At 53.7% G+C, this 16,656-nt stretch carries 15 protein-coding genes and 1 pseudogene; 9 read left to right on the forward strand and 7 right to left on the reverse strand.

All coding sequences use genetic code 11. From position 1 onward, the window contains the following. Window positions 1-194 precede the first annotated feature (194 nt). From H0484_RS00960 to H0484_RS00975, 4 genes and pseudogenes are all read right to left on the reverse strand, one after another. The gene (locus tag H0484_RS00960; protein WP_226952564.1) at window positions 195-728 is read right to left on the reverse strand and encodes a DUF1697 domain-containing protein; all 534 of its coding nucleotides are present in this window, start codon (window positions 726-728) and stop codon (window positions 195-197) included. Between the two features lie 202 nt (window positions 729-930). Then, window positions 931-2,202, reverse strand: a complete 1,272-nt coding sequence (gene glyA, locus H0484_RS00965; RefSeq protein WP_226952565.1) for a serine hydroxymethyltransferase — start codon at window positions 2,200-2,202, stop codon at window positions 931-933. A gap of 11 nt (window positions 2,203-2,213) precedes the next feature. Further along, complete coding sequence (locus H0484_RS00970) at window positions 2,214-3,053, reverse strand: YggS family pyridoxal phosphate-dependent enzyme (protein ID WP_226952566.1); 840 nt, start codon at window positions 3,051-3,053, stop codon at window positions 2,214-2,216. A 5-nt stretch (window positions 3,054-3,058) separates the two neighbouring features. Continuing rightward, a pseudogene (locus H0484_RS00975) lies at window positions 3,059-3,250 on the reverse strand (benzoate/H(+) symporter BenE family transporter); the annotation flags it as partial. A 113-nt stretch (window positions 3,251-3,363) separates the two neighbouring features. Here H0484_RS00975 and pdxR point away from each other — a divergent pair. Continuing rightward, the gene (pdxR, locus tag H0484_RS00980) at window positions 3,364-4,881 is read left to right on the forward strand and encodes a MocR-like pyridoxine biosynthesis transcription factor PdxR (RefSeq protein ID WP_226952567.1); all 1,518 of its coding nucleotides are present in this window, start codon (window positions 3,364-3,366) and stop codon (window positions 4,879-4,881) included. 143 nt (window positions 4,882-5,024) lie between these two features. On the opposite strand, the gene H0484_RS00985 is transcribed toward pdxR, so the two are convergent. Beyond that, entirely contained in the window at window positions 5,025-5,459 is a 435-nt protein-coding gene (locus tag H0484_RS00985) for an EamA family transporter (protein WP_226952568.1), read from the reverse strand. 507 nt (window positions 5,460-5,966) lie between these two features. Here H0484_RS00985 and H0484_RS00990 point away from each other — a divergent pair. From H0484_RS00990 to H0484_RS01015, 6 genes are all read left to right on the forward strand, one after another. Then, a complete protein-coding gene (locus tag H0484_RS00990; RefSeq protein ID WP_226952569.1) occupies window positions 5,967-6,674 on the forward strand; it encodes a response regulator transcription factor in 708 nt (235 codons plus the stop codon). Beyond that, window positions 6,674-7,951 (forward strand): sensor histidine kinase, encoded by a 1,278-nt coding sequence (locus H0484_RS00995; protein WP_226952571.1) that lies wholly within the window; start codon window positions 6,674-6,676, stop codon window positions 7,949-7,951. The genes H0484_RS00990 and H0484_RS00995 overlap by 1 nt, the downstream gene beginning before the upstream one ends. Before the next feature lie 251 nt (window positions 7,952-8,202). Beyond that, window positions 8,203-10,113, forward strand: a complete 1,911-nt coding sequence (locus H0484_RS01000) for an LTA synthase family protein (RefSeq protein ID WP_226952572.1) — start codon at window positions 8,203-8,205, stop codon at window positions 10,111-10,113. A gap of 239 nt (window positions 10,114-10,352) precedes the next feature. Next, window positions 10,353-11,405 (forward strand): glycosyltransferase family 2 protein, encoded by a 1,053-nt coding sequence (locus H0484_RS01005; protein ID WP_226952574.1) that lies wholly within the window; start codon window positions 10,353-10,355, stop codon window positions 11,403-11,405. Beyond that, window positions 11,389-12,987, forward strand: a complete 1,599-nt coding sequence (locus H0484_RS01010) for an ArnT family glycosyltransferase (protein ID WP_226952575.1) — start codon at window positions 11,389-11,391, stop codon at window positions 12,985-12,987. Before H0484_RS01005 ends, H0484_RS01010 begins: the two co-directional genes overlap by 17 nt. Before the next feature lie 78 nt (window positions 12,988-13,065). Continuing rightward, on the forward strand, window positions 13,066-13,434 hold the full coding sequence (locus H0484_RS01015; RefSeq protein ID WP_226952576.1) for a diacylglycerol kinase: 369 nt from the start codon (window positions 13,066-13,068) through the stop codon (window positions 13,432-13,434). Between the two features lie 102 nt (window positions 13,435-13,536). Here the strand turns inward: H0484_RS01015 and H0484_RS01020 are convergent, their stop codons facing one another. Together H0484_RS01020 and H0484_RS01025 are read right to left on the reverse strand one after the other, a co-directional pair. Then, the gene (locus tag H0484_RS01020) at window positions 13,537-14,040 is read right to left on the reverse strand and encodes a transcriptional repressor (RefSeq protein ID WP_226952577.1); all 504 of its coding nucleotides are present in this window, start codon (window positions 14,038-14,040) and stop codon (window positions 13,537-13,539) included. 157 nt (window positions 14,041-14,197) lie between these two features. Beyond that, window positions 14,198-14,512 (reverse strand): hypothetical protein, encoded by a 315-nt coding sequence (locus H0484_RS01025; RefSeq protein WP_226952578.1) that lies wholly within the window; start codon window positions 14,510-14,512, stop codon window positions 14,198-14,200. A gap of 276 nt (window positions 14,513-14,788) precedes the next feature. Between H0484_RS01025 and H0484_RS01030 the strand changes: the two genes are divergently transcribed. Next, window positions 14,789-15,487 carry a response regulator transcription factor gene (locus H0484_RS01030; RefSeq protein WP_226952579.1) on the forward strand — a complete coding sequence of 233 codons (699 nt, stop codon included), beginning with the start codon at window positions 14,789-14,791 and terminating at the stop codon, window positions 15,485-15,487. Next, the gene (locus H0484_RS01035; RefSeq protein ID WP_226952580.1) at window positions 15,484-16,638 is read left to right on the forward strand and encodes a sensor histidine kinase; all 1,155 of its coding nucleotides are present in this window, start codon (window positions 15,484-15,486) and stop codon (window positions 16,636-16,638) included. Before H0484_RS01030 ends, H0484_RS01035 begins: the two co-directional genes overlap by 4 nt. Window positions 16,639-16,656: the final 18 nt, after the last annotated feature.

Genomic DNA, 16,656 nt, shown 5'->3' on the forward strand with positions numbered 1-16,656 from the left:
GCCTACAGCCACGCGATTTAAGGCCATTTTTGAGCTATGCGAGTGTCTGAAGGGGCGGGTTGCTGCGGATGACTTGATAGAGGAAGGACGATCGACCTCTTGAAGACGAGGTAGTGCAGAACTTGAATTCAAGACGGAAGACAGGAAGAATCGATTCCATGCTGGAATGTCCCTTGCATAGCGTTGAGCTGCTATCACTCGGCTGTGCTCAGTGCAAGCAACTTCGACATCGTGTTGAAATTCCGAGTTGTCGCGGCAACGTGAAGCTTTCTCTCGATGAAATTATTGTTGGCTTTCAGATTGCTGTATTTCGTGGCGCACAACACGTAGGCCACATCACCCAGCACACTGACTTGGTCCGGCGCATGACTCAGTGCATGAAAGGATTGCAACAGAGCATCGTCAGGCGATGCTTCAAGCAGAGTGAAATAGAGCTTGGCGGGGTCTTTCTCCCTGAATGGATTGTTCGCCATGACATCCCTGAAATAGGACGGTGACCGTGCCCATACTTTGATATCCCCGCCAAACTGCTCCTTGATAACGCAGTGAACCAGACTCTCAAGGTCAGGCTGCTCCAGCGTAGTGGAAGCAATGACATTGCCGCTTTGGATATAAGTCCGTACGTCGTGCAAACCCGCTGCTTCTAGCGCTGCACGCAGAGGCGCCATCGGCACTTTGTTCTTTCCCATTGGCATCACGCCGCGTAATAAAATGATCTTTGCCTTCATGACTCCCTGCCAACGGGTCGTGAAGGGTGGTAGTGGTCGAGGGTTCAGGCTTAAAAGGCTTCCATCATCCAGCACTCACCTCATAGTGGAATTTAACGATTAAATTTAATCACAACCCACCAGGTTGAAAAATACAGCCAAGATAGGCCCACCGTCGCTAACAGCGGTAAACGAGAGTGGTCGCACCGTGACTCCCCTCCGCCTATCGGTATACGGGGTGGCGGCGACACAGACTCACTACCTGTTCACGTACCCGGTCACGTATCGTCGTCGGGGCATCACCACTAGCCTCCTGCGCATCCAGTACGTCGCAGAGCCAGCCCGCAAGCTGCTCGCACTCCGCTACGCCGAAGCCACGCGTAGTCACAGCGGGTGTGCCGATGCGAAGTCCTGACGTGACGAAGGGCGAGCGCGGATCGTTGGGTACTGAATTCTTATTCGCAGTGATGTAGGCATCAGCCAGCGCCGCGTCCGCGTCCTTGCCGGTGTAGGGTTTGGCGGACAGGTCGATCAGCATCAGGTGGTTGTCGGTGCCGCCGGAAACGATCTTGTAGCCACGCTGTTGAAGCACGGCGGCCATCGCGCGGGCATTGGTCACCACCTGCCGCTGGTAGGTCTTGAACTCCGGGCGCAGCGCCTCCTTGAAGGCCACGGCCTTGGCCGCGATGACTTGCATCAGCGGGCCGCCCTGGATGCCGGGGAACACGGCGGAATTGAGTTTCTTGTAGAAGTCTTCGTCCTGCCCCTTGGCAAGGATGATGCCGCCGCGTGGGCCGCGCAGGGTCTTGTGGGTAGTGCTGGTCACGACGTGGGCGTGAGGCAACGGATTCGGGTACTCGCCCGCCGCCACCAGACCGGCGACGTGCGCCATGTCCACCCAGAAGATCGCGCCTACTTTGTCGGCAATGGTACGCATGCGTGCCCAGTCCTTGTGGCGCGAGTACGCGGAGAAGCCGCCGATCAGCATCTTCGGTCGCGTTTCCAGCGCGATGCGTTCCATCTCGTCGTAGTCGATCAACCCCGTTTCAGGGTCAAGACCGTAGGGCACGATCTTGTAGTGTCGACCGGAAAAATTGGACGGATTGCCGTGGGTCAGGTGACCGCCCTGGGCGAGGTTCATGCCCATCACGGTGTCGCCGGGATGGGTCAGTGCCAGGAATACCGCCGCGTTGGCCTGGGCGCCGGCATGGGGCTGGACGTTGGCATAGTCGCAATCGAACAGCGCCTTGATGCGCTCAATGGCGAGGCGTTCAGCCACGTCGACATACTCGCAGCCGCTGTAATAGCGTTTACCAGGGTAGCCCTCGGCATACTTGTTGGTGAGTACCGAGTTCTGGATGCGCATCACCAGCGGGCTGGCGTAGTTCTCGGAGGCGATCAGCTCGACGTGATCCTCCTGCCGCCGTTCTTCGTGCCGCACGGCCTGATCCAGTTGGGGGTCGAAGTCGGTGAGAGTAAGCGCAGTGTCATACATGGAGGTTCGTCCTATGTTTGGGGTTCTTTGGATTTCAAGGATGGCGCTTCCTCAGTCGTCGAGCCCGTTGGCCAGTAATGGCTGTCGGGGGTGTCACGAGCGCCAAAAATGGCCTGTCCGACACGCACGACAGTGGCGCCTTCCTCAATGGCAATCTCGAAGTCGCCGGACATGCCCATCGAGAGCTCGTCCAGGCCGATGCCAGCAGGTGCCCTATCGCGCAGTTGATCGCGCAGAGTTCTCAGCAAAATGAAGCACTGGCGCACGCGTTCGGCCTCGCTGGAGAACAAAGCCAGCGTCATCAGCCCACGCACGCGCAACGCGGAAAACGAGGGCAATACCTGGATGAAGGTCGGTACCTCTTCTGGGGCCAGGCCGTACTTGCTGGCCTCACCGGAGGTATTGACCTGCACGAACACATCCAGCGACCGGCCTTCGGTTTGCAGGCGCCGTTCCAGCGCCTCGGCCACGCGCAGACTGTCCAGCGCCTGGAACTCTGTAGCGAAACGCGCTACCAGCTTGGCCTTGTTGGTCTGCAAGTGGCCGATGACCGACCATTGCAGGTCGGTCAAGTCCTGCATCACTTCCCATTTGCGGTAGGCCTCCTGCGGCTTGTTCTCACCCAGCATCCGGCAGCCTGCCGCATGGGCAAGACGTAGGCTCGCCTCGGGCTTGGTCTTGCTGACCGGCAGCAAGCGCACCGTTTCCGGGTCGCGGTCGACACGCCGACAGGCCGCGTCGATGCGCGCCCGTACCGTCGCAAGATTCTGCCGGAAGTCCTCAACCGTGACGGCCTCGGGATAGCGCCCGTGGCTATCGTGACGCGTCCGTGTATCGAAGGATGTTGACATCAGTTCACTCCGACACCAATCGAAACCGACCACACCCATGAAGCCGTCAGCTCAGGGCGGAGACCAGCCATCTTGGCTGCCTGGAACACCAGAATGAAGGTGCCGCCGTAGTTGACGATGACCGAGATCAGGCCGGCCACGACGGGGTGGGTGAGATCGTTCCAACGAACAGATGGAGATGAAGGGACGGGTGACATGGGCTGATCGTGGCTCCCGGGAAAAATTTGGTGGGTTGAGTTGAGATGAACCTATTTATAGCCTTAGAATGGACTGATGTACCCATCCATTATTCCAAAGAGATACAGACCATTTGTTTAAGAGCGCGCAACTTGAGTCCGTCAAAGCCTGGATCGGCGATCCTGCGCATGGCGCCCTGCCTCTGCATGTGCGAGTGCAGCGGGCCATTCGGCAATTGATCCTCGATGGTGCCCTTGATGTGGGCAGACCCCTGCCTGCCTCACGAGCACTTGCGAAGTCCCTGGAGGTCTCTCGCGATACGGTCGAGTCGGCCTACACCCAGCTGCACGCGGAAGGGTTCATCAAACGGCGGGTGGGCAGCGGCAGCTTCGTATCCGAGCGAACGCAGCACCTGAGTGGACGAGGAATATCCCGGCGCGCGGGCGTGAACCACGAGGTGCTGCCGCGCCTCAGTCAGCGAGGCAGCGCCATGCTCCAAAGCGGCGGCCTGCGTGATTTCCTGACGCCACGCCCGTTCGCGCCCGGCATTCCGGAAACGCGCAGCTTTCCACTACAGACCTGGGAGCGACTACAAAGGCAGGTGTTGAAAGAGCACGGCACGCAGGCGTTGCTGCACAGCCCGCCACAAGGCATGGAGCCGTTGCGGCGAGCCATTGCCGATTACGTCAATCTGGAGCGTGGCGCACACGCCACACCCGAGCGCGTGCTGATCCTGACCAGCTCCCAACAGGCATTGACCTTGTGTGCCAGTGTGCTGCTCGATGCCGGCGAACGGATATTCATCGAAGACCCCGTGTATCACGGTGCGCGCAAGGCATTCGATGCGGCAGGATTGGCGTGTGTGCCGGTGCCGCTGGATGCGGATGGCCTTCGGGTCGAGTACTTGCTTGAGGCGACCAAGACACCTGGTGAGTCGCCCAGGGCGGTGTTTCTGACGCCATCGCACCAGTTCCCTACCGGCGCAACGCTGGCGCTGGACCGGCGGCTGGCGGTGATCGAATGGGCCAAACAGAACGAGAGCTGGATCATCGAAGACGACTACGACAGCGAGTTCCACTACGCGGGCAAACCCACCGCCTGTGTGCAGGGACTCGATCCGCATGATCGGACCATTTATATAGGCACATTCACCAAATCACTGTTTCCCGGCTTGCGTATCGGCTACATGGTACTGCCGCCGTCATTGGTCACGCCCATGACTGTAGCCCGCACCTTACTTGATGGGCACAGCGCGCCGATCCCGCAGCTCACATTGGCGCGCTTCATCGAGGGCGGCCACTTCGGTGCCCATGTGCGCACCATGCGTGCTACCTACGCGGAACGGCGGGACGCGCTGGCGCGGCTGGTGCGCCAGCACTTGGCCGATTTCGTGGAACCACGCGTGCCGACCGGCGGCATGCAAATGCCCTGCGTGTTCATCCGCGACATCCCCGAGCGCGAAGCCGTGGAGTCGGCGCGCCGGGCCGGAATCGACCTGCTGGGGCTGACGGCGTTGCATGCGTCGAACCGGCACAAGGCGGGTTTCCTCATGGGGTTTGCTGCCCATGCCCCGCATGAATTGGAAATCGCCGTCAAGAAACTTGCCAAGGTATTGCGCGCACTGTGCCCTGCTCGCCAGGAAGGCGGCTAACGAGAATGCGTGCGGCATGGCTGTGTTCCTGGCCCAGGCGCTTGCCTTGATGGGACTGGCCTACCTGCCGCCCGCCCAGTGCATCAATGTAAGCAAATCGAATGCCCTGAGACGTAAGGGCTCAATCCGCCTTACGTCGTCGCTTAGCGCTTGAAGGCAAGCAGGAGAACACCGCCGGCGACCATAGCAATGCCGGACCATTCACGTAGCGACGGTCGCTCCCCCAAGAATGTGAATGCAAACACGGCAACCAGGACCAGACTAAACTTATCAACAGGCGCCACCTTGGAGGCGTCGCCTAGTTTGAGAGCCCGAAAATAACATACCCAAGACGCCCCTGTCGCCAGGCCAGACAATCCAAGAAATAGCCAGGTCTTAGGCGAAAGCTCTAGGGGATTGGCCCATTTACCCGTGTAGACCACGAACACAGACAGTACAACGATAATTATCACCGTACGGATCAAGGTGGCTAGATCCGAATCGACGTCTTGAATACCAATCTTGGCAAAAATGGCGGTTAGCGCCGCAAAGACGGCAGATAAAAGTGCCCAAAAAAACCACCCGGTAGATGTCGCCATATTATCCAAACCTTGTAAGACCCGTGGTAAACGGGCAGCCACACTGCACCGCGCGATTATGCACCGGCCAGTAAGTCAACTCGTGTGGGCAGGTGCAAATCCAATAGGGTGGCTACAACATTTTGATATTAAATTGATAAATAGTTGATAGTTTCTTGTTTGTAACTGTTCTACCCTGTCGTATACGAACATAGCACGTGATGATGCGTTCGTTGTCGTGCAAGGTCGATTTCTGACGCAACAGCCATCCAACCACAATACCTTAACGATAATATTATCTATGCTGAGCTTGATACTTGACTGGTTCCTTCATCTCGATACACACCTTGGCGAATTGGCAGCGAATCATGGGACCTTTGTCTACCTGGCACTGCTAGGTATCGTGCTGCTGTCTTTGCTGCCAGGCGTCATCAGTAAAGTGGGACGCTCCATAGGAGCGAAAGAAAGAAAAGAAAACGCATGGACAACGGCTACACACTCAACAGAAAATCACACTAGACAAGCGATATGTCCCTAGAGCGCTCAATACGGATGCTAATCGTCGAGGACCACGCGGGTCTGGCCACCAACCTGCTGGAATTCTTCGATAACAGCCGATATGTATTAGATTTTGCCTCCGACGGCCTAACGGCCATTCATCTGATCGCCACCAACGAATACGATGTCATTATTCTGGATGTCATGCTTCCGGGGCTATCTGGATTTGAAGTATGCCGACGCATTCGTAGTGATATCCATTGCTCGACTCCAGTCATTATCATGACATCGAAAGATCAACTGCAAGACAAGGAAGAGGGCTTTACCGTTGGTGCGGACGATTATCTTGTCAAGCCATTTAATTTACGTGAATTGCAATTAAGAGTAGACGCGCTATATCGACGCAAAGCTGGATTTTCCAGAACCCCCGAAATCGGCATCCCGGGAATCCACTTTAATCCCGGCACGTTTATGGTACGCACCGACAATGGAAAACAGCTCGAACTATCAGGCATGGCAGCACGCATTTTCGAGGAGCTGATCAAGGCATACCCCAATTTTCTTTCATATACTGAACTTCAAGATCGGGTGTGGGGCGAGCGCGAAGTCGATATGAATACGCTGCGCACCCATGTGTACTCGCTTCGCAAGCTGCTGCAAGATACGTTTCAGTATCCGATGATCAAGACCATGCACGGACGCGGTTACAGGCTTCTTACGCCACACCAAGACAGCTGATGCAACACAAGTCAATTTCCCGTCGGGTTTATCGCGCCATACTGGCGGTCAGTGCGGTAAGCATGGTCGTCATGGTCATGACCGTACTGCTCGTCAACGAAGATCTTGAGCACACGATGCTTGATGTGGAGTTCGCTCAAGAGCGCAACTTCATTCTCATGAACAATACGGGCGAGGACGTACTGGTATGGGACACGCCCAACCTCGCTGTGGTGTTTATCCCCTCAGGCAAACCACGCCCTAAAGTCTTACCGCCCGTATTTCGTGGGTTGCCCGACAATTACTCAGCGGAGATCAAGCTTGGCGCTGAAACCTATCTTGTGACAGTGAACAAAGTTGAAACAGGCCTGCTTTATGTGGCCAAGAACATCACGCACTTTGAAGATCGGGAAGCGCTGTTTCAAATAGCTTTGATCATTATGACGCTGGTCATTATCGCGTTCAGCTTGCTGCTTGCGGTATTGAGTAGCCGGCGCATTGTTAGGCCGTTGAGGCTGTTATCCGAGCGGATAAGTCGTATTCCAGTTGGAGCCAACATGCCCCGAATGGAAACTGACTATGTGGATGCCGAACTGCACTCGATCGCGATGACATTTAATCGGTTCCTGGATGAACTTGAATCCTACGTGCAAAGGGAACAGTCACTCTTGAATTTGGCCAGCCATGAGTTGCGCACGCCAATTGCCGTCATGTCGGGTGCCCTTGATATTCTGGAACAGCGCAATCAGCTAACGCCTAATGACCAGGCCACGCTCGGGCGTGTACGCAGGGCGTGTGACGAAATGCGCGACAACGTCAATATCCTGCTTAAGCTTGCTCGCCGTGCTTGCACCGATCAGAATCAGGAAATGCTTGACGTAGGCCTGGCTGCTCGGGAGGTAATCGAGGATCTGAAGATCAGTCATCATGCAGGAGAGCGTGTGACGCTCGACGCACAATCCCCATTGACGACCAGTACGGATCCCATCATGGTCCGTATGTTGCTGCGAAATCTTATACAAAACGCCGTCCAGCATACTCAAAGCGATATACGCGTAACGATATCGGCAAATGCAATAGAAATTGAGGACCAAGGGTCTGGCCTCACCGCCGAGCAGCAAGCCATTCTTCGGGGTGAGAAAAAACTTGCATCCGACGGATCGACACTGACAGGATTAGGGCTCTATATCGTCACCTTGATGACCGAAAGGCTGGGCTGGCAACTAGATATCACGCAGAACGATAACAATGGCACGAGCATTCGCCTGAATCCGAAGGGCGGCGCCCTGGGCATCTGAAACTGAACAGTACGCCCAGCATAAAAACACTTCCTGATAGCTCGTGCAAGAGCACGCCTTCCACAAGCAACAAGGTCAATTTGATGAATTTTTGATTTCTCATTGATGAATTCTTGTTGTCGCTCCTTGTAATCTTTTCGGTCGATTTACCATCACTCAAACATGGTCGCTATCTAGCATGTGATGTGCCAAAGACGGCTTATTTATTGTCGCGTCCTTCCTGGCTAGCACTGCATGACCGATAACTCTACATGCGTGGACACACCCTAGCTTTTATCGCTACAAGCTTCTGCTTTCTATCATTTTTCCGTCTTCTTCTTTGCGCATGGCAGTGGCAACGCATCAAAGCCGCCGGCGGTCTATGGCCGGTGCTGAAGGGCGGCCTACGCATAGACGCGGCCCAGATAGCCATGCTTGCGGGAATTCCCTTGATTCTTGGACCCTGGTTAGGCCACTATCCATTGGCCGGCACGATCACCGTGATCTGGCTTCTCATCACATGGTTTGCACTCGTCCTACTGGAAGCATCAACCCCGCAGTTCATTTTCGAATACGATACCCGTCCCAACCGCCTCTATGTGGAATACCTCAAGCATCCCAAAGAGGTTTTTAGCATGCTGTGGAAAGGATATCGGCTAGCGATTTTCGGCGCGCTTTTGTCAATCGCGCTACTGATGTGGGTGGGCTACCTATTTTTCGGCCAAGATCGAGTCGATGCACCGCTCCTTTGGTGGCAACGAGTCTTCTACACGCTCATCGCTGTGCCACTTATCTTCCTGGCCATTCGCGGCACGTTGGGCCACCGGCCAATCAACCCATCCACCGTGGCATACTGCGGCGACGGCATGCTCAACACCTTGCCGCTCAACTCGCTTTACAGCGTTCTTTACGCTGTTTACAGCATGAAGAATGAGCGCTCAGCCTCGGACGTGTACGGCAAGCTAGCCAATGAGCAAGTCAGCGAGGAGGTCAATCTGCGCGCGGGCATTATGCCGTGCTGCGCCGAGATTCCTTCGCTGCACATCCAAGAGCCCACATACAAGAGAACAAAGCCATTGAATCTGGTGATGATCGTCGAAGAGAGCCTAGGCGCTCAGTATGTGAAGAACCTCGGCGGAAGCGGGTTGACACCCTGCATCGATGAACTGGCAACCGAAAGCTGGAACTTCAGACGTGCCTACGCCACGGGTACGCGATCGGTTCGCGGTCTTGAGGCCCTCGTCGCAGGGTTTCCGCCCACCATTTCAGATGCCGCCTTGCGTCTATCAGGGGCTCAAAGAAATTTTTTCACGCTCGCCCAGGTACTCAAGCAGCATGATTACCGGTCTCGATTCATCTATGGAGGAGAAGCCCACTTCGATAATATGAAGAGCTTCTTCCTGGGCAACGGCTTTGACGAGCTGCACGATTTGCCCACTTTCCAGGAACCCGCCTTCATCGGGACATGGGGAGCCTCCGACGAAGACATGTTCAACAAGCTCGATGCACTGTTGAGCAGTCCAGCCAGCCAGCCGACATTCAGCCTTGCGTTTTCCGTGAGCAATCATTCTCCCTGGGAGTATCCCCAGGGACGGATTGAAGTCAACGGCGACCCGGCAACCATCGAAAATACCGTTCGTTATGCTGATTGGGCGCTAGGGAAATTTTTTGAAAAAGCCAAAGCATCCGACTACTGGAAGGATACCGTCTTTCTCGTGGTGGCAGATCATGACTCACGCGTATTCGGCGCAAACCTTGTTCCGTTGAGGCATTTTCATATTCCAGCGCTTATCCTTGGGGCCGATATCCAGCCACGACAAGACGATCGCATTATTAGCCAGATCGACTTACCTACGACGCTACTTTCTCTGATTGGGGTTCGTTGCGAGCACCCTATGATCGGGCACGACCTCACGAAGGCGGACTGCGACCGAGCGATGATGCAGTATGGGGAGAACTATGGCTATCTCAAGGGCGACAAGCTTCTTGTTTTAGAACCACACCGGGCGCCCACTCAGTACGAGTACGCTGCACCTGCTTCTTACACGCCACAGAACGTTGAGGACTCATTGCTCAAGGAAGCACTGAGTCATGTGCTCTGGCCCTCGTGGGCATACAAGAACCATTATTACACGCTCCCACATCTGCGTCCCGTGCTTCCACCTGCGCGATCGCTTCCTTAGCGCGACTCTCCGTACTCGCATTTTGGCCCATGCCGGCCACTTCTTTGACGCATAGCGTCTCAAGCTGCGCTTGCTCGCCAGTTCCTGGCAAGCCCGATCATCTCTTGATGGAATCTTGATCTTTGATTGACGATTTTTTGTTGTCAGTCTTCGTATTCTTGCTCCACCGCAACCTCAGATCTTCGCCGCTGCTGTGGTCGCCGTCATGAATTTCATTGCTTATAAGAAGGTTGTGTTCCATGAACGCATTAGTCGAAAACTGGCACTCTGAGGCTCAAAGGGAGAGCAAGATCGAATTGTCGATCGTGATTCCTCTCTATAACGAGTACGAAGTGATCACAATCATGCACGAGCGTTTGAGTGCCGTGCTCGCCAGTCTGGATATTCCTTGCCAGCTGGTTCTGGTCGACGATGGCAGTCGCGACGGTACGCCGAACATGATGAAGCGGCTGGCCGAAGCGGACCCCGCTGTGAAAGCCGTATTCCTAAGCAGAAACTTTGGAAAAGAGGCCGCGCTTACAGCGGGTCTGGATCATGCCGCCGGGGATGCGGTCATTATTATGGATGCCGATTTGCAGGACCCCCCGGAGCTCATTCCGCAAATGCTGCGTGCGTGGAAAGGCGGCGCAGACGTGGTCTGCATGCGTCGGCGCTCAAGAGCCGGGGAAAGCTGGTTCAAGCGCTACAGCGCACATCGCTTCTATAGGGTGCTTAACGCCATCAGCGAAGTAGATATTCCTGCTGATACGGGCGACTTTCGCTTGCTCAGCCGAAAGGCCGTCGACGCATTGAGCCAATTGAACGAACGCAACCGCTATATGAAAGGTTTGTTCGCCTGGATCGGCTTGCCCACCACCGTGATTGAATATGATCGCCTGCCGCGCGCAGCGGGTGTGACCAAATGGGACTATCTCAGTCTATTCAATTTGGCCTTCCAGGGCATTACCTCCTTCTCGACGACGCCGCTGCGTCTGGCGATGGCAGCCGGCCTTATGACTGCACTCTTTGGTGTCCTCTTCACTCTATGGATTGTGGTCAAGGCGCTTGTCTTGGGCGACCCCGTGCAGGGATACCCTTCGCTCATTTCCATGATCACAATCCTGGGCGGTGCCCAATTACTTTCCATCGGCCTTCTTGGCGAATACCTGGGAAAAACGTATTACGAAACCAAGCAACGTCCAGTGTATCTAGTTCGCGAGGTAGTGAGCCGTCGCAATACCGTCAACAAAAGAGAGAGCACTCGCCCCTCTAGCGCAACTGCAGGAAAAGAGTCGTATGCAACGTATCAATAGGAGTACGTGGATAGTTTTATTGGCTGCGTTGTTATTGCCACTTGTCTCAATGATCATCGTGCCGCTCTATGATACGAGCGAGCCTCGTTATGCCGAAATTGCCCGCATCATGGCGCAATCAGGCGATTGGATAACGCCCTGGTTCAGCCCTGAGCTACCTTTCTGGGGCAAGCCCCCCCTTTCATTCTGGGCACAGGCGCTATCCATGAAGTTATTTGGCTTCACCGAGTTTGCAGCGCGTTTTCCTTCCTGGTTATGTCTGATTCTATCCAACGCCATACTCCTGGCCGGGCTGCGGTTATTACATGGTCTACGCATTGCGCTTTTGGCCACAATCGTCTATAGCACGTGTCTGCTCGTCTACATCAGCTCGGGCGCAGTACTCACTGACCCATTTCTCGCGCTTGGCACCACCTTGTCTCTGATTTCATTCGCTGTGGTCATCCACGAGTCTGGGCAGCGCATAGAGATAACCGGCAATCTTGTGGGAAAGTCGATCGGTGTCGGGCCTGCGCGGGGTTCCGTGTGGTGGCAATATGGATTCTTCTTGGGCCTGGCTGTCGGCTTGCTAGCCAAAGGGCCTTTGGCTGCGGTACTCAGCCTCGCACCGATAGCGGTTTGGTACTTGCTGAATAGAAGGAGGTCCAGTCTGGTTTCAGCGCTACCCTGGCTTAAAGGCCTAGCCTTAGTAGCTGCAATAAGCCTGCCCTGGTATATCGTAGCTGAACTCAAGACGCCAGGTTTTCTGGATTACTTCATCGTAGGCGAGCACTTTCGACGCTTCCTGGACCCAGGCTGGAAAGGCGATCTATATGGCACCGCCCACAAGCAGGCATACGGAACAATATGGCTCTACTGGCTACAAGCATCGTTTCCCTGGGGAACTATGTTGCTGGCAACATTGGTTGGAGCGTTTGTTAGCACGCGCCTGCGTGCTGCGGTACGAATCGCCAGCACTACATCGTTGTTTTACTACTGGCTGGCTGGCGCTGTCGTCACGCCCTTGTTCTTTACATTCTCTGCCAACATACTCTGGACTTACGTGCTTCCTTCGTTGGCCGGATTCAGTGTCTTGACTGCAATCCTCGCAGATCATATATACAGACAACTGGGCTTATCCAAGCGCGGGTTTCTAATTACCGCAGGAGTCGTTCCAGTCGCCGTTCTTGTGTTGAGTGCCGTCGTTTGGGTTAATCCTGATCTGCGAAATACAGAGCGGGAACTAATACGCTACGCGAGTCAAGACGGTGACTTTTCAATTCCATTGGTTTATTTGTCGAAAACCCCTTTCTCAGCACAGTTCTACTCGGCAGGGAAAGCACGGGAAATTCAGCCATCAGAGCTTGGGAGCGCAATCAAATGCAGCGCCCCCTTCTATTTGGCAATACCAAAAGAAAGGCAATCTACCGTTGAAAATATGACGGGCAAGCCACTTATTGTGCTTTACTCAAACAAGCGTTACGTTTTAGTGAAGGTATCACCGCTCTCTAATTGCAGTGCCCAAGCTATAGCAAAACAACAGCCGATCAGCTTGCAATCACAACATCTCCCAAATAACGCAGACTCAATCATCGTTAATTGAGAGGAAAAAGAATTTCATGCCAACAGAGTCCGTGCGTTATCGCTCTCATTCGAATAACTCCTTCACACCCATTTCTCCATGTATTCACCTTACAAAAGCAAGGGCGGATTTTCGCGTCTATTTAGCGCCCTACGCTACTCAATCCAGGGGCTGATTATCGCCGTCAAGCATGAGGCCGCCTTTCGGCAAGAGTTAATCCTTGCGATTACGCTCACCCCTCTGGCACTATGGATAAGTCAGAATGTTTTTGAAGCCGTACTACTAATAGGCTCGCTTCTCTTTGTGTTGATTATCGAGCTATTGAACTCAGCGCTGGAGGCGGTCGCTGATACGATCACTATAGATCACCATCCCATGATAGGACGAGCCAAGGATTTAGGAAGCGCTGCTGTGCTGCTATCACTTACCATGGCATCCCTGATTTGGATAGGTGTGATTTTGGCGTAAATCCGTTCCTGCCAGGTGATACAGCTTAGTAGGGGCTCTCACTCAGCGTATACAAGGCCAGCATAGAAAGAACGTGGTGGTATTGCAGAATGAAGTACAGCGTCAGGGAACCGCTCTCTTTTTCATTCGGTCGCCACCGGCCTCCTGCCCCCTAGGGTTGATGCTTTGTCCTTGCACCGATAACGTGTAATCGGACATCTTGAAACCATGCTTTTGGCAAAAAATTTCAACAGCACGCTCAAGTTCGGGATCGAAAAGCCAATGCTCCGTGCCGGAATCCTGACATACTATTCTTTGATGGAACTTCCTGGAAGTTAAATAATAATGTGTTTTCCCGGCGACGGTGCAGGTGGAGAGCAGTTCTGCAGTTGTAAGTCGCTTGAGCGCCGCATATATGGACGACATAGCAATATCCAACCCATTACCAACTAGGTAACGCTTGATCTCCAGGGCTGTTATGGGTCGATCCGACTGAGCAATGACCCTCCATACGACCATGCGCGGCATGGTCGTAGCCACGCCTGCCTCTTTCATGATCTGCGCTGCCGAGCGGAGCTGATCGGCATCAATACGAGTCTGGGGCGGCGAAAAACTCCTATCTGCCATGATTCGCTTCTCTGATCAATAACCTTGTTGCGTCGATCTCTGAGACCGTCCTGCAACTCGCTAACACCATGGCGGCCTCCAGCTCGATGCGAAATAGTTGGATACGATGAGCCCCTGGCCCCGGCTTCCAACACTCGTTCAGGGGGCCGACTGATCATTACAACAATCTCAGGGTTACCCGTGTAGGCGTCCCCAGACCGAATGCCAACGACGGCGCGGTGAATTTGGGGCTGCTGACAGACAGGGGGGCCGGGTAAGTGCCCTCATGCTGACCAGTCACAGTGACGCCATCAAGAATGACCGGGCTTCCCGCTCCTGCCTCTTGGGCGTGCGCTGGCGCTATAGCCATCGCCCCGCTAATAACGGCTCCCGCCAAACTGACGACTCGACCAAACGCCGGCTGAAAGCTCTCCATGGGTAGGAGCGTAATACTCAGCGGGGTTATTGGGTCGTTGTCACGGGGCGCTGTCATTCTTAACTTCCTTTAATAATTAAAAGATATCGCACGCATTCAGCACAAATACATACATCGGCTCCCGGCAGGCCCCCATAGGTAAGGTTTTTGTCCTTTCAGCCGATATGAAACCGATAGAAGGATAAACACCGCACCGTCAAGTTTTCATGAAATAAGAGTCATAACACCAATGAGAATTTTTACTATCAAAATTTGATGATTTTTTGATGTTTGGTTTGATATGCTACCGAGGAGGAACTTTTGCCCTAAGCGCATGGGCGTTGTGAGAAACAGATGCCACATGGTAAGCAGCCTATTCCTTATACCGTCCTCATAATCGAGGACGAACTCGCCATAGCTGAAAACTTGTCGCTGACCTTCGAAGAAGAAGGTTTTTTTGTCGATATCGCTCGAAATGCCAAATCAGCTCTCTACGAGCTTAGCCGGACCTCATATGACCTAATCCTCCTGGATATCGGCTTACCAGGTACAGACGGCTACAGCTTCCTTAAACACATGCGAGAGAAGCTGCAATTATCAACACCTGTATTGATGCTTACAGCGCGTGCCGCACTTGAGGACAAGCTACGCGGATTTCATATCGGAGTCGACGATTACCTTACGAAACCATTCGCTCTAGAAGAAGTGGTAATGCGTGCGAGGGCCTTAACGCGACGTTCTAAGCAATTGTCTGAAACGGCCTTTATTTTAAGTTTCGGACCATTGCAGTACTCGCTTGCAGATCAGCTTGTGACCGTGCATGGGCGTCCAATCAAACTTCCAAGAAAAAGCCTCATGATTTTGGAGTTGCTGATGAGATACGCCGGTCGTGTCGTTCCACGACAGAAATTTGAGGATTACCTATGGCTTGGAGATCCCCCTTCTTCTGAGGCGTTACGCAGCCAGTTGCATTTACTACGCAAAGCGCTGCACCAACATGGTTACGACGGAATTGAGACTGCTCACAGTATTGGCTGGCGCTTAGTTAAATGATAGACAATGGAAAAAAACGATCAATTTCCTGGCATATTACGCTGGTCTTAACCGGCCTAGTCACTCTCGCAGTACTGGCAACGCTTTCCTTAACCTTTTTTGTCTATCTCTATATTGAAGCAAACATGATCGAGGAGCTGATTCAAACGGAATCAGAGCGCCTATCAGTACGCGTATCCCGTAATCGCAGTGAATGGACCCGTCCCTTTGAACGTGAAATGGCTCCAACTATGTTTGCTTGGGGTGAATCCGATGATATGCCTGCACTGAGTCTGCCGCCTGAGCTACGCAATCTACCGGATGGTATGCATCAGCTTGATCGTGGCGAAAGTACCTGGCATGTTGTCGCATCACCCTTAATGGACGGGAGGCTCTATGTTCTCTATGACACGATAATACTAGAGAAAAATTGGCAAAGTTTTCTTCGGGCGTTAATAGGTATTTTAATAGGCTGCTCAATTCTGACTATGTTTGTCAGTGGGGCCGTAGCCAAATGGCTAGTCAATCCATTGAACATTTTGACGACTCGCCTAATGCGATGGGTTCCGAATTTTCCAGTCGCCGATATTCCCCATGCCAATGAGTCAGATCGCTTGATGTATGTCTTCAATCGCGTGCAAGATCAGGTAGATGCCTCTATTGCGGATCAACGGGAGTTCTCAGCTAACCTTCATCATGAAATCCGAACACCGTTAACAGTCATCCGATCCGATGCTGAAGTGATGATTAGATCTTTAGGGGAATCAAACAATTTCCGCTCAAGATTAGAGCGTATCGTCAAGTCGACTCAAGATATCAGCCAGTCACTTGAAAGTACCTTCAGCCTTGCATACGCCCGTTTCGATGATGTGGCCGCGATAAAAATACACCCGTGTGTTCAGGATGCTTATGAAAGCCTGCAACTGGAGGCGACTAACGCTGGTCTGTCATTCGTTAACGCCACCAAGCCAGAGCACGTAGAGACCTTGAGTCGGCAGGCTCTTATGACTGTTCTACGAAACATCATACGCAACGCAATACTGCACGCTGCCCCGGCAACTTTGGTCGTCGAGTCTACTAGCTTCGGCTTGCCCCTCACAGACTCTGGTCCTGGCATAGCATCGTCGGATATAGAAACCATTTTCGAACGTTACTTAGTCGTCCATGAATAATCCCCGTAACCCGCATGA

This window comes from Mesopusillimonas faecipullorum (assembly GCF_020539505.1).
Taxonomy (GTDB): domain Bacteria; phylum Pseudomonadota; class Gammaproteobacteria; order Burkholderiales; family Burkholderiaceae_B; genus Mesopusillimonas; species Mesopusillimonas faecipullorum.